This is a genomic window from Pseudomonas sp. PB105 (genome assembly GCF_009764655.1).
GTDB lineage: Bacteria > Pseudomonadota > Gammaproteobacteria > Pseudomonadales > Pseudomonadaceae > Aquipseudomonas > Aquipseudomonas cyclaminis.
In genome coordinates, this window is the sequence record NZ_RWIO01000026.1 from 287248 (window position 1) to 305951 (window position 18704).

Genomic DNA, 18704 nt, shown 5'->3' on the forward strand with positions numbered 1-18704 from the left:
AATTCCAGGCGAAAAAAAGCCCGGCCTGAGCCGGGCTTTTTTCTACTCAGTAATTACTGAGCTTGAGCTTCAACCGACGCTTCTACGCGACGGTTAACAGCACGACCTGCTTCAGTTGCGTTGTCAGCAACTGGGCGGGATTCGCCGTAACCAACAGCAGTTACACGGCTAGGAGCAACGCCGTCTTTAACCAGGACTTGCTTAACAGCGTCAGCACGACGCTGGGACAGCTTCTGGTTGTAAGCGTCTGGACCTACGGAGTCAGTGTGACCAGCAACTTCTACGTTGGTAGCTGGGTACTGAGCCATGAAGTCGGCCAGGTTTTTCACGTCGCCGTAGCTGTTAGGCTTAACAACGGCCTTGTCGAAGTCGAACTTAACGTCCAGCTCAACACGAACAACCTGAGCAACTGGAGCTTCTGGCTCTGGAGTTGGCTCTGGAGCTGGTGCTGGGGTAGGAGCTGGAGCAGCTGCGCCAGCGTTACCGCCGAAGTTTACGCCCAGGCCGACCAGTGCGGAGTAGTCCCACTTGCCGTTGTCCAGACCGTAGTCAGCTTCAACACCGGCACGAGCGTACAGGTTGTTGGTGAAGTAGTACTTCACGCCAGTACCAACGGTAGCGAAGGTAGTCTGGTCGCGACCGCTGTGGCCGTCAGCTTGAACGTTGGTACGGCTCTGGTGGCCGAAACCGCCTTCTACGTATGGACGCAGGCTGTCAACGCCAGCTTGACCGAAGTGATACTGGGCAACCAGGCTGCCGGTATCGCCTTTGATCTTCTGGTTACCAGTACCGTCGTTCGAACGGGTGTGGTTGGTTTTGTCGTAGGACAGGTTCAAGGACAGGTCGTCGGTCAGGAAGTAACCGATGCGAGCGCCAGGATTGAAGCCGTCTTCGATGTGCTTGACGCTATCGTTGTACTGCTTCTTGTAGAACAGCTCGCCTTCAACTGCGCCTTGGCCTTGTGCCAGAACGCCGAAAGAAGTTGCGGCAATAAGAGAACCAATGGCCAAGCCCAAGGTGTTTTTCAGTTTCATCCGTTAAATCCCCATCTGGTGATTGTAAAGCAGTCCCACAAACCGGGGGACAACTCGGCGACAAGTCTAACAGAACTTGCCTACACGTAAGAGATATTTGCCACGCACTAAGTTTCAGTCTCGCCCGCAAATTTCTCACGTAATTTATCTAGAGCACGTTTGTAACGCATTTTTGTAGCACTCAAACCCATGTGCATGATGTCAGCGATTTCCTGAAATTCCAGCTCTGCGACGAAACGTAGCACCAGAATTTCCCGGTCAATCGGGTTCACATACACCAGCCAGCGATCGAGTCCGCCCTTTTCCTCGGGTGCCGGCGCCTTCTCTTCGGTCGCCTCCTCAAGGGGGTCCAGACTCAAAGCGTCCATCAAGCGACGCTTTCGCCGTTCCTTCCGATACTGCGTGATGCACTCGTTGTAGGTGATGCTGTACAGCCATGTCTTGAACTTCGATTTGCCCTCGAAGTTCTTCAGGCCGTACAGCACCTTCAGCATCACTTCCTGACAGACATCGTCCGCATCTCTATCGTTCCCTAAATACCTTGAACAAACGTTGAACAGAGTGCGTTGATACCTGCGCATCAATTCTTCGTACGCGCGAGTTACGTGAAACAGCTCCGTGTGCGAGCGCGCGACCAACTCCTCATCAGAGAGCTCACGGGGGTCGTAGCGCGTGGACAGCGTTTGGGCTTTATTCAAAACAAGTCGTGCCGACAGTCAGGTCAATGTCCGCTACAGCCCGGTCAGCCGGGTTTGCGGCGGCGTACATTAGCAGGGTTTACCGGGTTAGCGGCTACTGACCTGCTGCTCAAGGAGAATCCGATTGGACAACGACACCAGGTCACCGTCATCGGTCAGCACTGTCGTCTTGACTGTGCCGATCTCTTCGATTTGCCCTTCGACCTCGCCTACACGCACCTGTTGCCCTACCTGATACAGCTCACGCACATAGATTCCCGCAAGAATCTGGCCGGCAATTTCCCGGCTTCCCAAGCCCATGGCCAGCGCAACGGCCAGACCAACGGTAATCAAAACGATCACGATCACATGGTTGAGCAGGTCAGTCTTGACCTCCAACTGGCTGATCGCGACCGAAATACTGATGATGATCACCAGCCCCTGAGCGATCCGCCCCAGGCCAGCAGCATAGTCCAGCCCCACGCCTTCGGCAGCGCCGCGCACCAGCCCATTGGCCAGTTGCGCCAGCAGAACACCTACCAGCAGCACCAGCGCACCGCCGAAAACCTTCGGCAAATACAGCGCCAGCATGTCGAGCGTAGCTGAAACTCGCTCAAGTCCAAGGGATTGAGCCGCAGAAACCAGAAAAATCAGCAAAACGAACCAATAAACGATCTTGCCGATCAACGTGGAGATCGGCACCTGCAGCCCGGCGCGTCCCAGCAGCTTGGTCAGGCCTGTACCTGCCATCAGGCGGTCGAGGCCGAGTTTTGCAAGCAATTTGGACAACAGGGTGTCGAACAATTTGGCGACGACAAAACCCAGCAATACCAGGACCAGCGCACCAAACAGGTTGGGAATGAAATTCGCCACCTTGGTCCACAATGCGGTCATCGCGGTGACCAGGCTCTGGGTCCAGAGATCAAGTTCCATATTCAATCAGCCTTATCAGCAGTGCGAGCAAGAGGTTTACGACGAGAAACCGGCGATACGTGGGCCGAACCGTTGTTCAGAGCCATCATCAACGCTGGCACCCAGCGGCCGAGCAGACCGAACAGGTCACCCGCGCCCACCTGGCGGTTAGCGGTTTTCAACACGCGGCCCAGGCAGGCATCGTCGTCACGGTTGGACGGCGAGGCATTGAGCATGTCACGTAAAGACTGTTCGAACGGATCGTGCATAGAGACCTCTCGCAAGTGATTTAAAAGACGAGGGTAAAATTCCTGGGGTCACATAGGACCCTTCCTACGTTCAGCTGATATTCAGCTCAAACCCAGCGTAATCGTCGAAATAGCCACCATTGTCCGAGCGCTACAGACACCATTAACAGGCACGCCACCATGAATCCGTAAGGGCTCTCAGAGAACGGTATACCGCCCACATTTATACCCAGCAACCCCGTCAAAAAGCTCATGGGCAAAAAGATCCCGGTGATGATCCCGAAGCGGTACATGGTGCGGTTCATGCGCACGCTCAAGCGCCTGTCTTCGGCCTCCAGCACAAGCCCCACGCGCTCGCGGGTCAATTCGAGCTCTTCCAGATAGCGGGTCAGGCTGTTATTCAATTCGTTCCAGTAGTCGGCATCGTCGTCGCAGAACCACGGCAATTTGATCCGCGTCAGTTGGGCAAAGATGTCCCGCTGCGGTGCCAGGAATCGCTTGAGCCCGGCCGCTCGCCGGCGGATCTGCAACACGCTGCCGTGCTCCGGAGTGTACCGTTCGTCGGTATCGAGTTTTTCTTCCTCGGTATCCACGATTTCAGACAGGTCCGTGACCAGATCCTGCACCTTATTGGTCAGGTACTGCGCCATATAAAGGATGAGTTCGGACGCGGTTTTCGGCCCTTTGCCCTCTGCCAGTTGCACCAGCAGTTCATCGGTCGCCCGCAACGGGCGAAGACGCAGTGAAATCACACGGCTGGCGGCGGCGAAGATACGCACCGAAACCATATCTTCCGGCTCCGCGCCGGGGTTGAGGTTAACCCCACGCAGGAACAGCAGCAGCTCGGCCTCCGGCAACGGCAAAAGGCGCGGGCGGGTGTTCTCCTCCAGCAGCAGGTCACAGGCGAACTCGCTCAGGCCACTGGATTTACGCAGCCAGGTCTGCGTTTGCGGGTGGCTGCGATCCCAATGCAGCCACAGGCTTTCCTGGGGCTGCAGTTGCAAGTCATCGAGCTCAGTCCGGGCAATCGAACGCGCACCGCCTTTACCGTCCAGCACCAGGGCATGCACCAGGCCCCACTGCGCGTTTTCTTCCTCGAACATCCTCACCCCGTCGTTTATTGCGGTTTATTCAGGCATTTTCAACGGACTTGGCGACACGATCACGCCATTATTGTCCGCATAGATGTACTCACCCGGACGGAAGGTCACGCCGGCAAACGTGACCACCACGTTCAGGTCACCGATACCGCGCTTGTCGGTCTTCAACGGATGGCTGGCCAGGGCCTGCACGCCAAGATCGGTCTGCGCTATGACATCGACATCACGGATGCAACCGTAGATCACCAGCCCTTCCCAGCCGTTTTTCGCGGCCTTTTCGGCAATCATGTCGCCCAACAACGCCCGCCGCAGGGAACCGCCCCCGTCGACCACCAGCACCTTGCCGGCGCCCGGCTGGTCGGCTTGCTCCTTGACCAACGAGTTGTCTTCGAAGCACTTGATGGTGACGATCTCGCCACCGAAGGAGTCTCTGCCGCCGAAATTGCTGAACATCGGCTCGACCACCTGCACCAGTTCCGGGTAGGCGTCGCACAGGTCGGGGGTCACGTAATGGTTCATCGAAAAATTCCTTTCTGCCAAAGAAGTGTCTTTCAAAGAAGTATCGGTCGAAGCGGACGAGGAACATCCCATTCGCTTCGCCGCAACGCAAGAGCCACTGCGCGACTGAATATGACCAGAAGCGTTCAGCGCGTCATATCTTAGCCGCTACCTTGCACGAGCGAAACGCCCTTGGCAGAGCGCTGCGTCAAACCGTCGCCAGCACCTCGGCCGGGGCGCCAAACAACGGTGTGAGTGGGTCTTTCAACCATTGCGCCACCAGTGGCCATACTTCGGTTTGGGCGGCCTTGCTCACAAGCATTTCCACATGCCCGAAATCACCGGTAAACCCTTGCTGGCGACCCAGGCAAAGGTATTGGCGATGCTCAGAACCGATTTGCTCGAACAGCTTGCGACAGGCCCAGTCAGGGTCCTGATGATCACCGGCCGCACTGACGGCCAACACTGGCACATCGACGTCTGCCAGGCCTTTCCACCAATCCTGCTTACCCTCGCCAAAGCGTCCAAACAGGCCATTCCAACGCATGGCTTCGATCAGCACGCCCGCCGGTTCGTCCTCCGGGCCGCGCTTGAGGCGTGAGCCGGACAGCTCTCCAAAGCGTTTCAGAAGCAATCGACCGGTCCATTCCACCGGCGGCAGTTTCAGGGGCCAGTGGGTGCGACTGACCTGGCAACCAAACAAGGCCACCGACGCCACTGCCGGTGCGCCCAGGTGCTGACCACCCAGCGCCGCCGCCAAGGCTGTACCGCCCAGGGAGTGGCCGATCCAATGGGGGATCTGGGCACTTTGCTCGCGCACAAACGCACCGATGGCCGGCAAATCATAGCGCGCGTAGTCGGCAACCCGATTTTTCGCATAGTCATGGTTGCGCTTGGACAGGCCATGGCCGCGCATTTCCGGGATCCACACATCAAACCCCTGGCGCGCCAGATAAGCGCCCAGGCCGATGCCTTTGGGCGAATACCAGAAGCGCCGGTTGGAAAAACTGCCGTGCAACAAAATAACCGGAATGCCCCGGTTTTCCGGGACATCGGCCAAGCCTAAACGGGTAACCGCCAGCTCGACAGTGCCGTCGGGGCTGTTACCGGGTTTGAGGCGGTACACGTCTTCACTCAGGTCGCCACGACGTTCAGCGCTGATCAGGGCGACGGGAAACAGGTTGCTGCTGCTTTGCATAATGCTCTTGCACAAAAAAGGGCGACGTCCGCAAGGATTCCGCCCTGTACAGATAAGAATGCCGGTCACCCACAACGAGTGACCGGCACTTTTGACGTAACGACCTTAAGCGGGCGCTTGGCCTTCCGCCAGGAAGAACCAGGTTTCCAGCACGGAATCGGGGTTCAGCGAGACGCTTTCGATACCCTGTTCCATCAGCCATTTGGCCAGGTCCGGATGGTCGGAAGGGCCTTGGCCGCAGATGCCGATGTACTTGCCGGCCTTGTTACAGGCCTGGATAGCGTTGGCCAGCAGCTTCTTGACGGCCGGGTTACGCTCGTCGAACAAGTGGGCGATGATCCCCGAATCGCGGTCCAGGCCCAGGGTCAACTGGGTCAGGTCGTTGGAGCCAATGGAGAAGCCGTCGAAGAACTCCAGGAACTCTTCGGCCAGGATGGCGTTGGACGGCAGTTCGCACATCATGATCACGCGCAGGCCGTTTTCGCCACGGGACAGGCCGTTTTCAGCCAGCAGGTCGACCACCTGGCTCGCTTCGCCCAGGGTGCGGACGAACGGCACCATGATCTCGACGTTGGTCAGGCCCATCTCGTTGCGTACACGTTTGAGCGCGCGGCATTCCAGCTCGAAGCAATCACGGAACGCTTCGCTGATGTAACGCGAGGCGCCGCGGAAACCAAGCATCGGGTTTTCTTCTTCCGGCTCGTAGAGCTTGCCGCCGATCAGGTTGGCGTATTCATTGGACTTGAAGTCCGACAGGCGCACGATGACCTTTTTCGGGTAGAACGCCGCCGCCAGGGTGCTGATGCCTTCAACCAGCTTCTCGACGTAGAAGCCCACCGGGTCGTTGTAACCGGCGATGCGCTTGTCGACGCTTTCCTTGATGTCCAGCGGCAGGCCGTCGTAGTTCAGCAGGGCCTTGGGGTGCACGCCGATCATGCGGTTGATGATGAATTCCAGGCGGGCCAGGCCCACACCGGCGTTCGGCAACTGCGCGAAGTCGAAGGCGCGGTCCGGGTTGCCGACGTTCATCATGATCTTGAACGGCAGGTCGGGCATGGCGTCGATGGAGTTTTGCTTGATATCGAAGCCCAACTCACCTTCAAAGATGAAACCGGTGTCGCCTTCGGCGCAGGACACGGTCACGCCCTGGCCATCTTTCAGCAGCTGGGTGGCGTTGCCGCAACCCACGACGGCCGGAATCCCCAGCTCACGGGCGATGATCGCCGCGTGGCAGGTACGCCCGCCGCGGTTGGTGACAATGGCGCTCGCACGCTTCATCACCGGTTCCCAGTCCGGGTCGGTCATGTCGGAGACCAGTACGTCACCTGGCTGGACCTTGTCCATCTCGGACACGTCCTTGATGATCCGCACCTTGCCGGCGCCGATGCGCTGGCCGATGGCACGGCCTTCCACCAGTACGGTGCCGGTTTCTTTCAGCAGGTAGCGTTCCATGACATTGGCCGAAGTGCGGCTCTTCACGGTTTCCGGGCGGGCCTGCACGATGTACAGCTTGCCGTCGTCACCGTCTTTGGCCCATTCGATGTCCATCGGGCACTTGTAGTGCTTTTCGATGATCATCGCTTGCTTGGCCAATTCGCTGACCTCAGCGTCGGACAGACAGAAACGTGCGCGCTCGGCCTTGTCCACATCAACGGTCTTGACCGAACGGCCGGCCTTGGCCTCGTCGCCGTAGATCATCTTGATTGCCTTGCTGCCCAGGTTGCGGCGCAGGATGGCCGGGCGGCCGGCTTCAAGGGTGTGCTTGTGTACGTAGAATTCGTCCGGGTTGACCGCGCCTTGTACGACGGTTTCGCCCAGGCCGTAGGCGCCGGTGATAAACACCACGTCACGGAAGCCTGACTCGGTGTCCAGGGTGAACATCACGCCGGCGGTGCCGGTTTCCGAACGCACCATGCGCTGCACACCGGCAGACAAAGCCACCAGCTTGTGGTCGAAACCTTGGTGTACGCGGTAGGAAATGGCGCGGTCGTTAAACAGAGAGGCAAACACTTCCTTGGCGGCGCGGATCACGTTTTCTACGCCACGGATGTTAAGGAAGGTCTCTTGCTGACCCGCGAAGGAGGCGTCCGGCAAGTCTTCGGCAGTGGCGGAGGAGCGCACGGCAACGGCCATATCCGGGTTGCCGGCCGACAGAGCGGCGAAGGCGGTGCGGATTTCTTCGTTGAGTTTCTCGGGGAACTCGGCGTCCATGATCCATTGGCGGATCTGGCTGCCGGTCTTGGCCAGGGCGTTGACGTCATCGACGTCCAGGGCGTCCAGCGCGGCGTGGATCTGGGCGTTGAGGCCGCTCAGTTCGAGAAAATCGCGGTAAGCCTGGGCCGTGGTGGCGAAACCACCGGGCACCGAGACACCAGCGCCTGCAAGATTACTGATCATCTCGCCGAGGGATGCGTTCTTGCCCCCTACGTGCTCTACATCATGGACGCCGAGCTTATCGAGGGAAACTACGTACTCTACCAAGGTGATCTCTCCACTTTCTGTGTTGGAAAAGCTCAGGACGCCGGCTGCTCAGTAGGAGCGTTCGCCAGCGCTTGTGGCCTGGACCTGGAAAATAAGTGAGAATGCGGCCCACTGCGGGACGGCAAAATCGCGCCTATCATATCCAAGATTCGCCATCAGCTTAAGGCCCAGGGCTCAAATGAAACGATCTGCTTTCTTTATCTCCGACGGCACCGGCATCACAGCCGAAACATTGGGTCAAAGCCTGCTCGCGCAGTTCGAAAACATTACCTTCGCCAAATTCACGCGGCCCTATATCGACAGCGTGGATAAAGCGCGGGCCATGGTACAACAAATCAATCTGGCGGCTGAAAAAGACGGTTTTCGGCCGATCATTTTCGACACCATCGTCAATCAAGACATCCGTGAGATTCTCGCAACGTCGAATGGTTTCATGATCGACATTTTCTCGACCTTCCTGGCGCCACTGGAGCAGGAGTTGAGCGAGCACTCCTCCTACTCCGTCGGAAAGTCCCATTCCATTGGGCATAACTCCAACTACATGGAGCGTATCGAGGCGGTGAACTTCGCCCTCGACAACGACGATGGCGCCCGCACGCACTACTACGACAAGGCCGACCTGATCCTGGTGGGCGTGTCGCGCTGCGGCAAAACGCCTACCTGTCTGTACATGGCCATGCAATTCGGCATCCGCGCAGCCAACTACCCGCTGACCGAAGACGACATGGAACACCTGACGCTGCCGGCCGCCCTGCGCGCCCACTCCCACAAGCTGTTCGGCCTGACCATCGACCCGGACCGCCTGACGGCCATCCGCAACGAGCGCAAGCCCAACAGCCGCTACTCAAGCTATGCCCAGTGCGAGTTCGAAGTGCGTGAAGTGGAAAATCTGTTCCGTCGCGAGAATATTGCGCACATCAATTCCACGCATTTTTCGGTTGAAGAGATTTCAGCGAAGATTCTGGTGGAGAAGGGTGTGGAGCGGCGCTTCAAGTAATATTCTCTGCCTGGCACTTTTGTGGTGAGCGAGCTTGCCTCGCGCGGTGTAGAACCGTAGACATCCTTTACATCTGAAACCGGGGACATCGTTTACACATTTGAAGCTTGGACGCGATTCATGCCTCGTCCAAGCCTCCCCAGGGGATAGTCACACAGGTACAGATCCCAAACATCATCTTCAACCTCTTTGAGCCCGATCCGTTCTCCTGATAGCGCTTCGCTAACAAACACCAACTTTCCTTTCCACATGATCGAGCCATTCTGTCTGACGCTTCGTACTTCCATTTCCGCTGCATATTCCACATCCGGCAGGCATCCTGGATAAGCTCGAGTAGACGGTACGTACAGATCTCCTGGACGTTTCATACCGAGCGCCTCGTGGGGGCGTATGTAATTGAATTCATGTCGAAAGTGCTCCAGTAAAAGCTGCTGCTCGATCAGGTTTTTTCCCAGTGGCAGTTCAAGCTTCAAACTGCGATGCATCCTTTCATGGCGGCCATTTTGGGCAGGTCGTCCCGGCATGGTTCGTTCGGGATATATACCCAGGCGGATCCACCAAACTGCCAGCGTGGACATTCTTGCCAGGCCTGGAGAAGCAAAGGGAACGCCGTTGTCAGAGCGAATGACTTCCGGCATCCCGTACTCCTGAAAAAGCCTCTCGAATGCTTGTTTGACAGGCTGGGTCATGATTTTGGGGTGGGCTCTACATGCCAAAATCAACCGTGAAGCATGGTCCGTAACGGTCAGGGGATAGCACATCTGGGCATTGAGCATCTTGAACTGCCCCTTGTAGTCAGCGCACCACGTCTTGTTGGGTTCGTTGGCTTCTCGCATTACCCTGTGAACGCTACTGTGCCGTCGCTTGAAACGCCGTTTATTGACCAGCCCAAGCCTGTCAAGCCATTGGCCAGCCGTGCTTGGCGATGGCCAGGCGACAGACGGGTCAGCGATTCGTAATAGCTCGACAAGCTTCTTCGGCCCCCATTTATCGTGGGCTTCTTTCATCGCCACTATGCGAGCCAAAATCTCATCATCAGTCTTATTTGGGCTGGTGTGAGGCCGTCGAGACACCTCTGCCAACGACTTTAAATCGCCTTCAACGTGACGGGAGATCCATTTATCTACAGTCGGTCGACTGACGCCAAAACGCCGAGCTAACTGGCTCTTGGTGAAATCGCCAGACAGCAAGTCGATGACCAGCTTGATTCGTTGATCCATAGGAGACTCTTGGTTCCAGGGCATGATCAGTTACCTCCTGATCATGCGTATTAACCTGTAAACCATGTCCCCGGTTAGATATGTAAACGATGTCCCCGGTTTGTACCCGGGCAAGCCCGCTCACCACAAAGACCAAGGCCTACAGGTGAAACCGGCCACCCCCCTGCCCCAACGCCGTCGCCAACGCGTCAAACCCCTCGCGCAACAACTGATCGTCGCCTGACGTATTGCAGATACTCGCCCGAATAAACTGCGGCACTGCCGTCTGCCCCACGGCAAATGCCTCGGCGGTGGCGATCAGGTAGTTGTTCTGCTTGAGTTCAGCCTCGATTTCCGACGCACGCCACGGCTCGGGCACCTCAATCCAGAAGTGCGGGCTGTTGAGGTGAGTGCGATATTGCAGGCCTTCGAGCAGGTCACGCACCAGGGCTTTACGCCGACTGATCTCGTTGATCTGCTGGCGCAGCAAGTACTCCGCCGTGCCGTTTTCGATCCACTGGGTGGCCAGTTCCAGGGTTACTGGCGTGGCCATCCAGCAGGTTGAGCGCAGGGCTGCCGAGATCCGGCTGACCAGCGCCGGCGGTGCATGTACGTACCCCACGCGCAGTCCGGCGGACACCGCCTTGCTCAGGCTACTGATCAAAATCGTACGCTCGGGGGCGAAATGGCTGAGAGGCGGCGGCCGATCTTCTACCAATACACCGTGGGCTTCGTCTTCCAGGATCAGCAGATTGTGCTCGCGGCATACCTTGACCAGCGCAGCGCGGCGCGCCACCGATAACACGGCGGTGGTGGGGTTCTGGATCGTCGGCGTGCAGTACAGCGCCGAAATCCGGTGGTTTCGACAGACTTCATCCAGCGCATTCGGCAGCACGCCTTCGTCATCCATCTCCAGGCCGATCAAGCGTATGCCGAGCATGCGCGCTGCGGTGATCAGGCCTGGGTACGTCAGTTGTTCGGTTACCACCGTATCGCCTGCCCGCAGCAGCGCCATCATCGCGCAGAGCAGGCCGTGCTGGCCGCCATTCACGCAAATGACCTGTTCAGGGATGGGATGAAAGTCACGCTGCACCAACCATTGCGCACCGGCTTCGCGGTAGCGCGGCAGGCCAGCGTCCGGGGTGTAGGCGCTGATGTCCTGGAGGAACTTGGCGTTGGTCGACAGGGTTTGGAAGCTCTGGGCCAGGAAGGCCGTCTCCTGCCCGGGGATGTGCATGTTGCGGCTCATATCGAAGTACTGGCGCGGCTCCTCGCTGACGTTGCGAAAGCCTTCATCGCGCTGGCGCTCCATCCCACGCTTGCGCACGAATGTTCCGTCACCAACGCGGGCGACCACCAGACCCAGGCGTTCCAACTCACCGTAGGCCCGGCTGATGGTACCGATGGTCACCCCGAGATTGTCGGAAAGCACCCGATGGGGCGGCAGTTTTCGTCCCGGTTCAATCAAGCCTTCGAGGATGCCCCGTTCCATGACATCGGACAGGCGCTTGTACTTCACGCCCTGACCGTTGGACAAGCCCTCACGCATAATTGACACCATGTCAATATTTGTTTTGACAGCCATCTTTCGCCCTAATAGTGTGCTTTTACGGGTTCAATCGCCGAATTTAATCACTCATTACAAGTTCAATATAGAGTTCAATTCCGGCTCAGGGAAGCAATAAACGATGCCAATGTCCGCCGTTATCGAAAACACCGCCAAAACCAAAACCCAAAAACAGTGGCTGGCCGGGCTGATCACCAGTGTGATGTTCCTGATCGTGTGCCTGAGTTGGGGCACGACCTGGCTGGGCATCAAGATTGCCGTGGAAAGCGTGCCACCGCTGACCTCCGCCGGCCTGCGCTTTCTCATCGCCTTCCCGCTGTTCCTGTGTTTCGCCATGGTGCGCCGCGAGCCCATCCTGTTCCCTCGCGAAAGCCGCTGGTTTTTCGTGTTCGTGACCCTGTCCTACTTCAGCGTGCCCTACTACCTGCTCAACTACGGCGAGATGCATGTCTCGTCCGGCCTCACCGCCCTGCTCTTCAGTTGCATGCCGGTATTCATCCTGATTTTCTCCGCGCTGTTCCTGCGCGAGCGCATCTACTTTTCCCAGGTGGTCGGCATCGGCATCGGCTTCGGCAGCCTGTACATGATCATCCGCAGCCAGGGCCTGCACCTGGACCACGCCGAGTTTTTCGGCGTGCTGGCGATTCTGACGGCCGCGATCATGCATGCCTTGTGCTATGTGATTACCAAGCAGAAAGGCAGCGCCATCAGCGTGATCACCTACAACACCCTGCCCATCGGCATTGCCGGGTTGATGCTGTTCGTCGCGGGGCTGTGGTTTGAAACACCCACCTTTGAAGACATCACCCTGCGCTCCTGGAGCGCCCTGTTCTACCTCGGACTGGTGGCCTCGGTGGGCGGATTCATCGTGTACTTCATGCTGCTCAAGCGCTTGAGCCCGATCATCCTGTCGTTCGTATTCATTATCTTCCCGGTGTTCGCGGTGATCATCGGCGCCTGGTACGAAGGCGTGGCGATTTCCCGCGACCTGATGCTGTACTCGGCCATCCTGCTGGCCGGTTTTGCGATCACCAAGTTGCCCATCGAAAAACTCATGGCCAAGAAAAATTGACCACCCACCAACGCGAGAGAAACATGGACGTCCTCCGCCCCACCGCCCTGGAACTGATCTACGCCCACGCCAGCCGCAGCTATCCCGAGGAATGCTGCGGCTACGTCTTCGCCGACGGCAGCGTGTACCTGGGCAGCAATATCCAGAATGAACTGCACCGCAAGAACCCCGAGATGTACCCACGCAGCGCAGCCAACGGCTACACCTTCTCGGTGGCCGACACCCTACTGTTGAACAAGGCGTTTCGCAGCGACAACCCCGTGGTGGTGATCTACCACTCTCACCCTGACGTCGGCGCCTATTTCAGCGATGAGGACCAGGACAAGGCGCTGTTCCTGGGTGAACCGATCTACCCCGTGAGCTACCTGGTAGTCGATGTTCGCCAGGGCCAGGCTCTCGGTTCCAAGCTGTTTGCCTGGGATGGCACACAGTTCGCCCTTCAACCCTTCAACGACCTGCACACGGAGTTGTCCATGAACGCTGTCTCTTTCCCCGATATCCTGGTTCGCGTGGCCAAGCTGCCGGAATCGACCCTTGAGAGCACCGGATCGACATTGCGCGAAGTCATTGAAAACCTCTGCAACAGCCACCCGCAGTTGCGCACGCATCTGTTTCACGAGAAGAACAATCAGCTCAAGGAACACTTCCTGTTTACCGCCGAGGAAGCGCTGATCGAGGCCGACGAACCGTTGCCGGAAAAAGCCAGGATCGAAGTGCTGCTCGCCACGTCCGGCGGCATCGACGTCGAATCCCTGAGCAACGAAGAAGTCCAGCGCTACGTGCGCCATATCACGCTGCCGGGCGTGGGCCGCGAGGGTCAGTTGAACCTGAAGAAAGCCAAGGTACTGATCATCGGCACCGGCGGCCTGGGCTCGCCCATCAGCCTGTACCTGGCGGCGGCCGGCGTCGGCACTTTGGGCCTGGTGGATTTCGACGTGGTGGAAAGCAGCAACCTGCAACGCCAGATCGTCCACGGCAACAGCACGCTGGGCCTGCCAAAGGTCGAGTCCGCCAAACAGCGCCTGCAAGACCTCAATGCTCACATCCAGATCAATGCCCACAACACCGCGCTGAATGCCGATAACGCCCTGGAACTGGTGGGCGCCTATGACCTGGTGATCGACGGCACCGACAATTTCGACACCCGCTACCTGGTCAATGACGCATGCGTCCAGCTTGGAAAACCCTTGGTGTATGGCGCCATCTACCGTTTCGACGGGCAGATCAGCGTGCTCAACTACAAGGGCGGGCCGTGCTACCGCTGCCTGTTCCCCAGCGCACCGCCCGCAGAGTTGGCACCCAATTGCAGCGCCGGTGGCGTGATCGGCGTGTTGCCCGGCGTGGTCGGGATGATCCAGGCGACCGAGGCCATCAAGCTGCTGATCGGCATTGGCGAGCCGCTGTCCGGGCGTTTGATGCGTTTCGATGCGCTGGCGATGAAGTTCAGCGAAATCCGCTTCAAGCGCCGCGCCGACTGCCCGTGCTGTTCCGAACTGCGCCACAGTGAAACGATCGCGCCGGCCGTGTGCGCCGACGCCCTGCCCAGCGCCCCGTCACTGGCCGAAGAACGCTACATCAAGCCCCGCGTCCTCAAGCAACTGCTCGAACACCCACGCAGCGCCGACGTACTGCTGGACGTGCGCGACGCCAGCGAACTGGAGGTGTGCAAGTTGCCGGGGGTGCTGCATATCCCCCTCGCCGAGCTGGACGATCAACTCGACCGCCTCAACCGCGACAACACCCATTACCTGATCTGCTACGCCGGCACCCGCGCCGAGCAAGCGGCCAGTACGCTGCTGGCGGCGGGCTTTGCCAACACCAAAGTCCTGCAAGGCGGCATGAAACATTGGGTTCGCGACGTCGAACCTGACATGCCCTTGTACTGACCCGAGGACCGACTGATGTTGCATAACTCGATCCTCGACGCCATCGGCCACACGCCCATCGTGCGGCTGGCGCAGTTTTCCGAAGACCTTGGCATCGAGGTCTACGCCAAGCTCGAATCCCTCAACCCCGGTGGCAGCCACAAGGCGCGCATCGCCCTGGGCATGATCCTCGACGCCGAGCGCCGGGGCGTGCTGATACGCGACTCCGGGCAAACCATCATTGAGCCCAGCGGCGGCAATACCGGCATCGGCCTGGTGATGGCCGGCAATGTGCTGGGCTACAAAGTGGTGCTGGTGATCCCCGACAACTACAGCCCCGAAAAACAGAAGCTGCTGCGCCTGTACGGCGCCAAGGTGGTGCTGTCGGACAGCCGCCGGGGCAACAATTCCCATGGCGAAAAGTGCATGGAGCTGCAGCTGGAAAACCCCAGCTACGTGATGCTCAACCAGCAACGCAACGGCGCCAACCCGCAGACCCACCGCGACACCACCGCGCCGGAAATCCTTCGCGCCTTTGGCGAGCGCCGTGTGGACTACTTTGTCAGCGGCATCGGCACCGGTGGCCATATCACCGGTATCGGCGAAACCCTCAAAGCCGCCTGGCCGGCGATCCGCGTCATGGGCGTGGAACCGGAGGAATGCGACCTGCTGAAAGACCAGCACGCGCCGCACCATATCCAGGGCCTGTCGATTGGCCTGATCCCGAGCATCCTCAACCTCAATGTGATCGACGGCATGCTCAAGGTTTCGCGCCAGGACTGCATCGACATGATGAAACGCATCATGCGCACCGACGCCATCAGCCTGGGCCTGTCCTCCGCTGCCAACATGGTCGCCATCGCCCGGCTCGCCCCCGAACTGCCACCCGAAACGGTGGTGTTGACCATGGTCTACGACAATGCCGACAGCTACCTTCCCAGTTTTGAATAACCGGTTTTCCAACCAGCCAGATTGCGGGGGTGCCTCCATGGGTGGCTTTATCGACATGCAACAGCTGCATGATGAGTTGCTCACCCAGCTCATCAAGACCCTCACGCCTGCGCAGATGAAGCAGTTGGAACCGCACCTGGCGCCGCTGATCCAGAACGCCGCCCAGGCGGTGGCCGAAGACCTGATCGCCTACGCCTACCGCGATCCGGCATCACGCGGGCGCGGCGAGCTGATCCTGGAATCCTATGCCTCGTTCAAGGCGGTGCTGTATTACCGCCTTGCACACCTTGTGTGGAATTTCCCCGACCAGACCAACGGCGTGTTTTCACGCATCGCCCTCAAACTCAGTAATCAGGGCAAGGTGCTGTCCGGTGCGGAGATTCACCCGGCGGCGCGCATCGGCCGCCGCTTTGTGCTGGACCACGGCTACGGCACCGTGATCGGTGAAACCTGCGAGATCGGCCACGACTGCTACATCCTCTGCGGCGTGACCCTCGGCGCCCGGGGCATCGCCAACAACCCCGACGGCAAGCGCCATCCACGCTTGGGCAACAACGTCGAAGTCGGCTCCGGCGCCCGTGTGCTGGGGTATGTGTTGATTGGCGACAACGTGTTTATCAGCCCGTCCTGCGTGATCACCCAGGACGTACCCGCCGGGACCAAGGTCAAGGTGGTGAACCAGATCCAACTGCAAAAAAACGATGAATCGGACCACAGCAACTACCTCGGCGCCTTCGCCCTGGATGAGCGCTTGCATGTGGTCGGCGAGGTCAATGCCAGCCACAAGGTCACGGTACTGGACGCCGACTTCCACCCTCTGCAGGGGCTGATGCTGGAACCGACGGTGAAGGAGCGTCACCACCTGCAGTTTCGCCTGCACCGCGTTGAAGCCGGCAATCAGCTGCCACGCCTGCCGCTGAACCTGAAAATCTGCGGCCCGGAGTTTGAAATCACCCTGCTTTCCCCCCCTGGCTTGAGTGCAATGGTGCGCCACCTGTTGCAAGCCAGCCCACTGATCGTCGGAGGTTGAACATGTCTGTGCACACCATGGAAACCCTGGCGCTGTTTGACAGCGCGCCCTACCAAAACGCCTTCAGCGCCCGGGTGATTGCCGTCAGCGAACACGGCATTGCCCTGGAACACACGTTGTTCTACCCAACCGGCGGCGGACAGCCGGGCGACACCGGCCACTTGACCCTGCCCGACGGGACGCAGGTGGCCGTGACCGGCACCGTACGCGACCCGGTGCTGCGTTCGATCATCTGGCACCAGGTGGAACACTGCCCCGAGCAGTTGACTGCGGGGGTCCAGGTCGATGCCGGCCTCGATTGGGAACGGCGCTATCAGCACATGAAAATGCACACCTGCCTGCACTTGCTGTGCTCGATCATCGATGCGCCGGTGACGGGTTGCAGCATCAGTGCCGACAAGGGCCGCCTGGATTTCGACCTGCCGGAAATGACCCTCGACAAAGACAGCATCACCCGCGACCTCAACGCGCTGATCGAACAGGCTCACTCGGTGAAAACCCTGTCGATGGCCGCCACGGAATACTCCACGCTGCTGCAGATAACCCGCACCCAGGCGGTCGCGCCGCCGGTGATCCAAGGCTCGGTACGGGTGATTGAAATTGCCGGGATCGACATCCAGCCGTGTGGCGGCACCCACGTGATCAACACCGAGGAAATCGGCCGGGTGTTCTGCGAGAAGATCGAGAAGAAGAGCAAGCACAACCGCAGGGTGATCCTGCGGTTTGAGTGATTCCTGAACCTGACTCAATAGCGCAACAGTGGAGGACAATGTGGGAGGGGGCTTGCCCCCGATAGCAGGGTGTCAGTCACTGCATATGCTGATTGAAACACCGCTATCGGGGGCAAGCTGAACTGGCCTAATGATTTTGGACACTTCATTCGGGCGCTATGATAGCGCCCAAATTTGAGGTGTTTGGATATGCGTAAATCTTATTCGAGTGAGTTCAAGCTTAAGGCCGCCAGCATGGTGTTGGATGAAGGTCAGCCAGTTACCGAAGTCTGTGCCAGCCTGGATATCGGCCCCACAGCGCTGCGTCGCTGGGTCGATCAAGTGCAAAAAGAACGCTTGGGCTCAACTCCCGTAGGGGCCAAGGCGATTACCGCTGATCAACGAGAAATCCAGAGGCTCAAAGCTCTGCTGCGAGAGAAAGATATGGATATCGAAATCCTAAAAAAGGCCAGTGCTCTCCTGCTTTTGGACGCCAAAGATCATTCACGCTGATCGATGAGCTGGACGAGCAGTACGGCGTTAAAAGGTGTTGCAGGGCGTTCGGGGTCAACCGCAGCAGTTTCTACGCTTGGCGTCAGCGCCAGGGCAGAGCAAATCCTGAACGGGACAAGCTCAAGGCCGCGCTGGTCAGGCACCACAAGGCGTCCAGAGAGTCGGCCGGCGCACGTACATTGTCCAAGGAACTACAAGCCAAAGGGCATCGTATCGGACGTTATATGGCTCGCAGTTTGATGCGCGAAGCTGGCATCGCTAGTCGTCAACGCAGGCGCCATAAGTACAAGTCGCCGGGCGTAGAGGCCTTGGTGGCGCCACACGTGCTCAAGCGGAAATTTGATGTGACGGCGGTTAATCAGGTGTGGTGTGGTGACGTGACTTACATCAAGGTCGGCAAGCGGTGGATGTACTTCGCCGCCGTTCTGGATTTGTACGCTCGCAGGATCGTAGGCTGGTCGTTCTCGATGATTTCTGATGCCAACCTGACCTGCGAAGCGCTACGCATGGCGGTTGAGCTACGCGGCCATCCCCAGAATGTGTTGTTTCATTCTGACCAAGGTTGTCAGTACACCAGTCATAAGTTTCGAAACGAGCTGCTCAAACAGGGTTTTAGGCAAAGCATGAGCCGTAAAGGCGAGTGCTGGGATAA

The 18704-nt window shown here is 58.7% G+C and carries 18 protein-coding genes; 8 read left to right on the forward strand and 10 right to left on the reverse strand.

The window, feature by feature from the left end:
- Nucleotides 1–53: 53 nt before the first annotated feature.
- The 8 genes from EJD88_RS04720 to ppsA form a co-directional block, all read right to left on the reverse strand.
- Nucleotides 54–1034 carry an OmpA family protein gene (locus tag EJD88_RS04720; RefSeq protein ID WP_003175517.1) on the reverse strand — a complete coding sequence of 327 codons (981 nt, stop codon included), beginning with the start codon at nt 1032–1034 and terminating at the stop codon, nt 54–56.
- 107 nt (nt 1035–1141) lie between these two features.
- Nucleotides 1142–1732, reverse strand: a complete 591-nt coding sequence (sigX, locus tag EJD88_RS04725; protein ID WP_099582702.1) for an RNA polymerase sigma factor SigX — start codon at nt 1730–1732, stop codon at nt 1142–1144.
- Between the two features lie 87 nt (nt 1733–1819).
- Entirely contained in the window at nt 1820–2644 is an 825-nt protein-coding gene (locus EJD88_RS04730) for a mechanosensitive ion channel domain-containing protein (RefSeq protein WP_158876993.1), read from the reverse strand.
- 2 nt (nt 2645–2646) lie between these two features.
- Complete coding sequence (locus tag EJD88_RS04735) at nt 2647–2892, reverse strand: hypothetical protein (protein WP_025854229.1); 246 nt, start codon at nt 2890–2892, stop codon at nt 2647–2649.
- A gap of 86 nt (nt 2893–2978) precedes the next feature.
- The gene (locus tag EJD88_RS04740) at nt 2979–3974 is read right to left on the reverse strand and encodes a zinc transporter ZntB (RefSeq protein ID WP_099582703.1); all 996 of its coding nucleotides are present in this window, start codon (nt 3972–3974) and stop codon (nt 2979–2981) included.
- A 24-nt stretch (nt 3975–3998) separates the two neighbouring features.
- On the reverse strand, nt 3999–4490 hold the full coding sequence (gene rraA, locus EJD88_RS04745) for a ribonuclease E activity regulator RraA (protein WP_158876995.1): 492 nt from the start codon (nt 4488–4490) through the stop codon (nt 3999–4001).
- 187 nt (nt 4491–4677) lie between these two features.
- Nucleotides 4678–5667 carry an alpha/beta fold hydrolase gene (locus EJD88_RS04750; protein WP_099582704.1) on the reverse strand — a complete coding sequence of 330 codons (990 nt, stop codon included), beginning with the start codon at nt 5665–5667 and terminating at the stop codon, nt 4678–4680.
- A gap of 105 nt (nt 5668–5772) precedes the next feature.
- Nucleotides 5773–8148, reverse strand: a complete 2376-nt coding sequence (gene ppsA, locus EJD88_RS04755; protein WP_099582705.1) for a phosphoenolpyruvate synthase — start codon at nt 8146–8148, stop codon at nt 5773–5775.
- A 178-nt stretch (nt 8149–8326) separates the two neighbouring features.
- Here ppsA and EJD88_RS04760 point away from each other — a divergent pair, with 178 nt between their 5' ends.
- Complete coding sequence (locus tag EJD88_RS04760) at nt 8327–9145, forward strand: pyruvate, water dikinase regulatory protein (RefSeq protein ID WP_003193298.1); 819 nt, start codon at nt 8327–8329, stop codon at nt 9143–9145.
- 92 nt (nt 9146–9237) lie between these two features.
- Here EJD88_RS04760 and EJD88_RS04765 read toward each other — a convergent pair whose 3' ends face one another.
- Together EJD88_RS04765 and EJD88_RS04770 are read right to left on the reverse strand one after the other, a co-directional pair.
- Nucleotides 9238–10389, reverse strand: a complete 1152-nt coding sequence (locus EJD88_RS04765) for a DDE-type integrase/transposase/recombinase (RefSeq protein ID WP_158876997.1) — start codon at nt 10387–10389, stop codon at nt 9238–9240.
- Nucleotides 10390–10504: 115 nt separating this feature from the next.
- Nucleotides 10505–11929: a PLP-dependent aminotransferase family protein gene (locus EJD88_RS04770; protein ID WP_099582706.1), complete on the reverse strand. Its 1425-nt coding sequence runs from the start codon at nt 11927–11929 to the stop codon at nt 10505–10507.
- A gap of 160 nt (nt 11930–12089) precedes the next feature.
- Here EJD88_RS04770 and EJD88_RS04775 point away from each other — a divergent pair, with 160 nt between their 5' ends.
- The 7 genes from EJD88_RS04775 to EJD88_RS04800 all read left to right on the forward strand — a co-directional run.
- Nucleotides 12090–12983, forward strand: a complete 894-nt coding sequence (locus EJD88_RS04775; RefSeq protein WP_160385034.1) for a DMT family transporter — start codon at nt 12090–12092, stop codon at nt 12981–12983.
- A 23-nt stretch (nt 12984–13006) separates the two neighbouring features.
- The gene (gene moeB, locus EJD88_RS04780; RefSeq protein ID WP_158876999.1) at nt 13007–14869 is read left to right on the forward strand and encodes a molybdopterin-synthase adenylyltransferase MoeB; all 1863 of its coding nucleotides are present in this window, start codon (nt 13007–13009) and stop codon (nt 14867–14869) included.
- Between the two features lie 15 nt (nt 14870–14884).
- On the forward strand, nt 14885–15799 hold the full coding sequence (locus EJD88_RS04785) for a PLP-dependent cysteine synthase family protein (protein ID WP_112196457.1): 915 nt from the start codon (nt 14885–14887) through the stop codon (nt 15797–15799).
- Between the two features lie 37 nt (nt 15800–15836).
- The gene (locus EJD88_RS04790; RefSeq protein WP_099582710.1) at nt 15837–16829 is read left to right on the forward strand and encodes a serine O-acetyltransferase; all 993 of its coding nucleotides are present in this window, start codon (nt 15837–15839) and stop codon (nt 16827–16829) included.
- 2 nt (nt 16830–16831) lie between these two features.
- A complete protein-coding gene (locus EJD88_RS04795; protein WP_158877001.1) occupies nt 16832–17560 on the forward strand; it encodes an alanyl-tRNA editing protein in 729 nt (242 codons plus the stop codon).
- Between the two features lie 189 nt (nt 17561–17749).
- A complete protein-coding gene (locus EJD88_RS27145; RefSeq protein ID WP_256673671.1) occupies nt 17750–18052 on the forward strand; it encodes a transposase in 303 nt (100 codons plus the stop codon).
- A gap of 8 nt (nt 18053–18060) precedes the next feature.
- Nucleotides 18061–18704: IS3 family transposase (locus EJD88_RS04800; RefSeq protein WP_256673672.1), on the forward strand; the 644-nt coding region annotated here is incomplete at its 3' end.

Bases quoted from the DNA above. Each gene is read 5' to 3' on its own strand.
- EJD88_RS04740 (WP_099582703.1), bottom strand. From the start codon at position 3,974: ATGTTCGAGGAAGAAAACGCGCAGTGGGGCCTGGTGCATGCCCTGGTG.
- rraA (WP_158876995.1), bottom strand. From the start codon at position 4,490: ATGAACCATTACGTGACCCCCGACCTGTGCGACGCCTACCCGGAACTG.
- EJD88_RS04720 (WP_003175517.1), bottom strand. From the start codon at position 1,034: ATGAAACTGAAAAACACCTTGGGCTTGGCCATTGGTTCTCTTATTGCC.
- EJD88_RS27145 (WP_256673671.1), top strand. From the start codon at position 17,750: ATGCGTAAATCTTATTCGAGTGAGTTCAAGCTTAAGGCCGCCAGCATG.
- moeB (WP_158876999.1), top strand. From the start codon at position 13,007: ATGGACGTCCTCCGCCCCACCGCCCTGGAACTGATCTACGCCCACGCC.
- EJD88_RS04750 (WP_099582704.1), bottom strand. From the start codon at position 5,667: ATGCAAAGCAGCAGCAACCTGTTTCCCGTCGCCCTGATCAGCGCTGAA.
- EJD88_RS04795 (WP_158877001.1), top strand. From the start codon at position 16,832: ATGTCTGTGCACACCATGGAAACCCTGGCGCTGTTTGACAGCGCGCCC.
- EJD88_RS04760 (WP_003193298.1), top strand. From the start codon at position 8,327: ATGAAACGATCTGCTTTCTTTATCTCCGACGGCACCGGCATCACAGCC.
- EJD88_RS04735 (WP_025854229.1), bottom strand. From the start codon at position 2,892: ATGCACGATCCGTTCGAACAGTCTTTACGTGACATGCTCAATGCCTCG.
- EJD88_RS04770 (WP_099582706.1), bottom strand. From the start codon at position 11,929: ATGGCTGTCAAAACAAATATTGACATGGTGTCAATTATGCGTGAGGGC.
- EJD88_RS04785 (WP_112196457.1), top strand. From the start codon at position 14,885: ATGTTGCATAACTCGATCCTCGACGCCATCGGCCACACGCCCATCGTG.
- EJD88_RS04730 (WP_158876993.1), bottom strand. From the start codon at position 2,644: ATGGAACTTGATCTCTGGACCCAGAGCCTGGTCACCGCGATGACCGCA.
- EJD88_RS04765 (WP_158876997.1), bottom strand. From the start codon at position 10,389: ATGCCCTGGAACCAAGAGTCTCCTATGGATCAACGAATCAAGCTGGTC.
- EJD88_RS04790 (WP_099582710.1), top strand. From the start codon at position 15,837: ATGGGTGGCTTTATCGACATGCAACAGCTGCATGATGAGTTGCTCACC.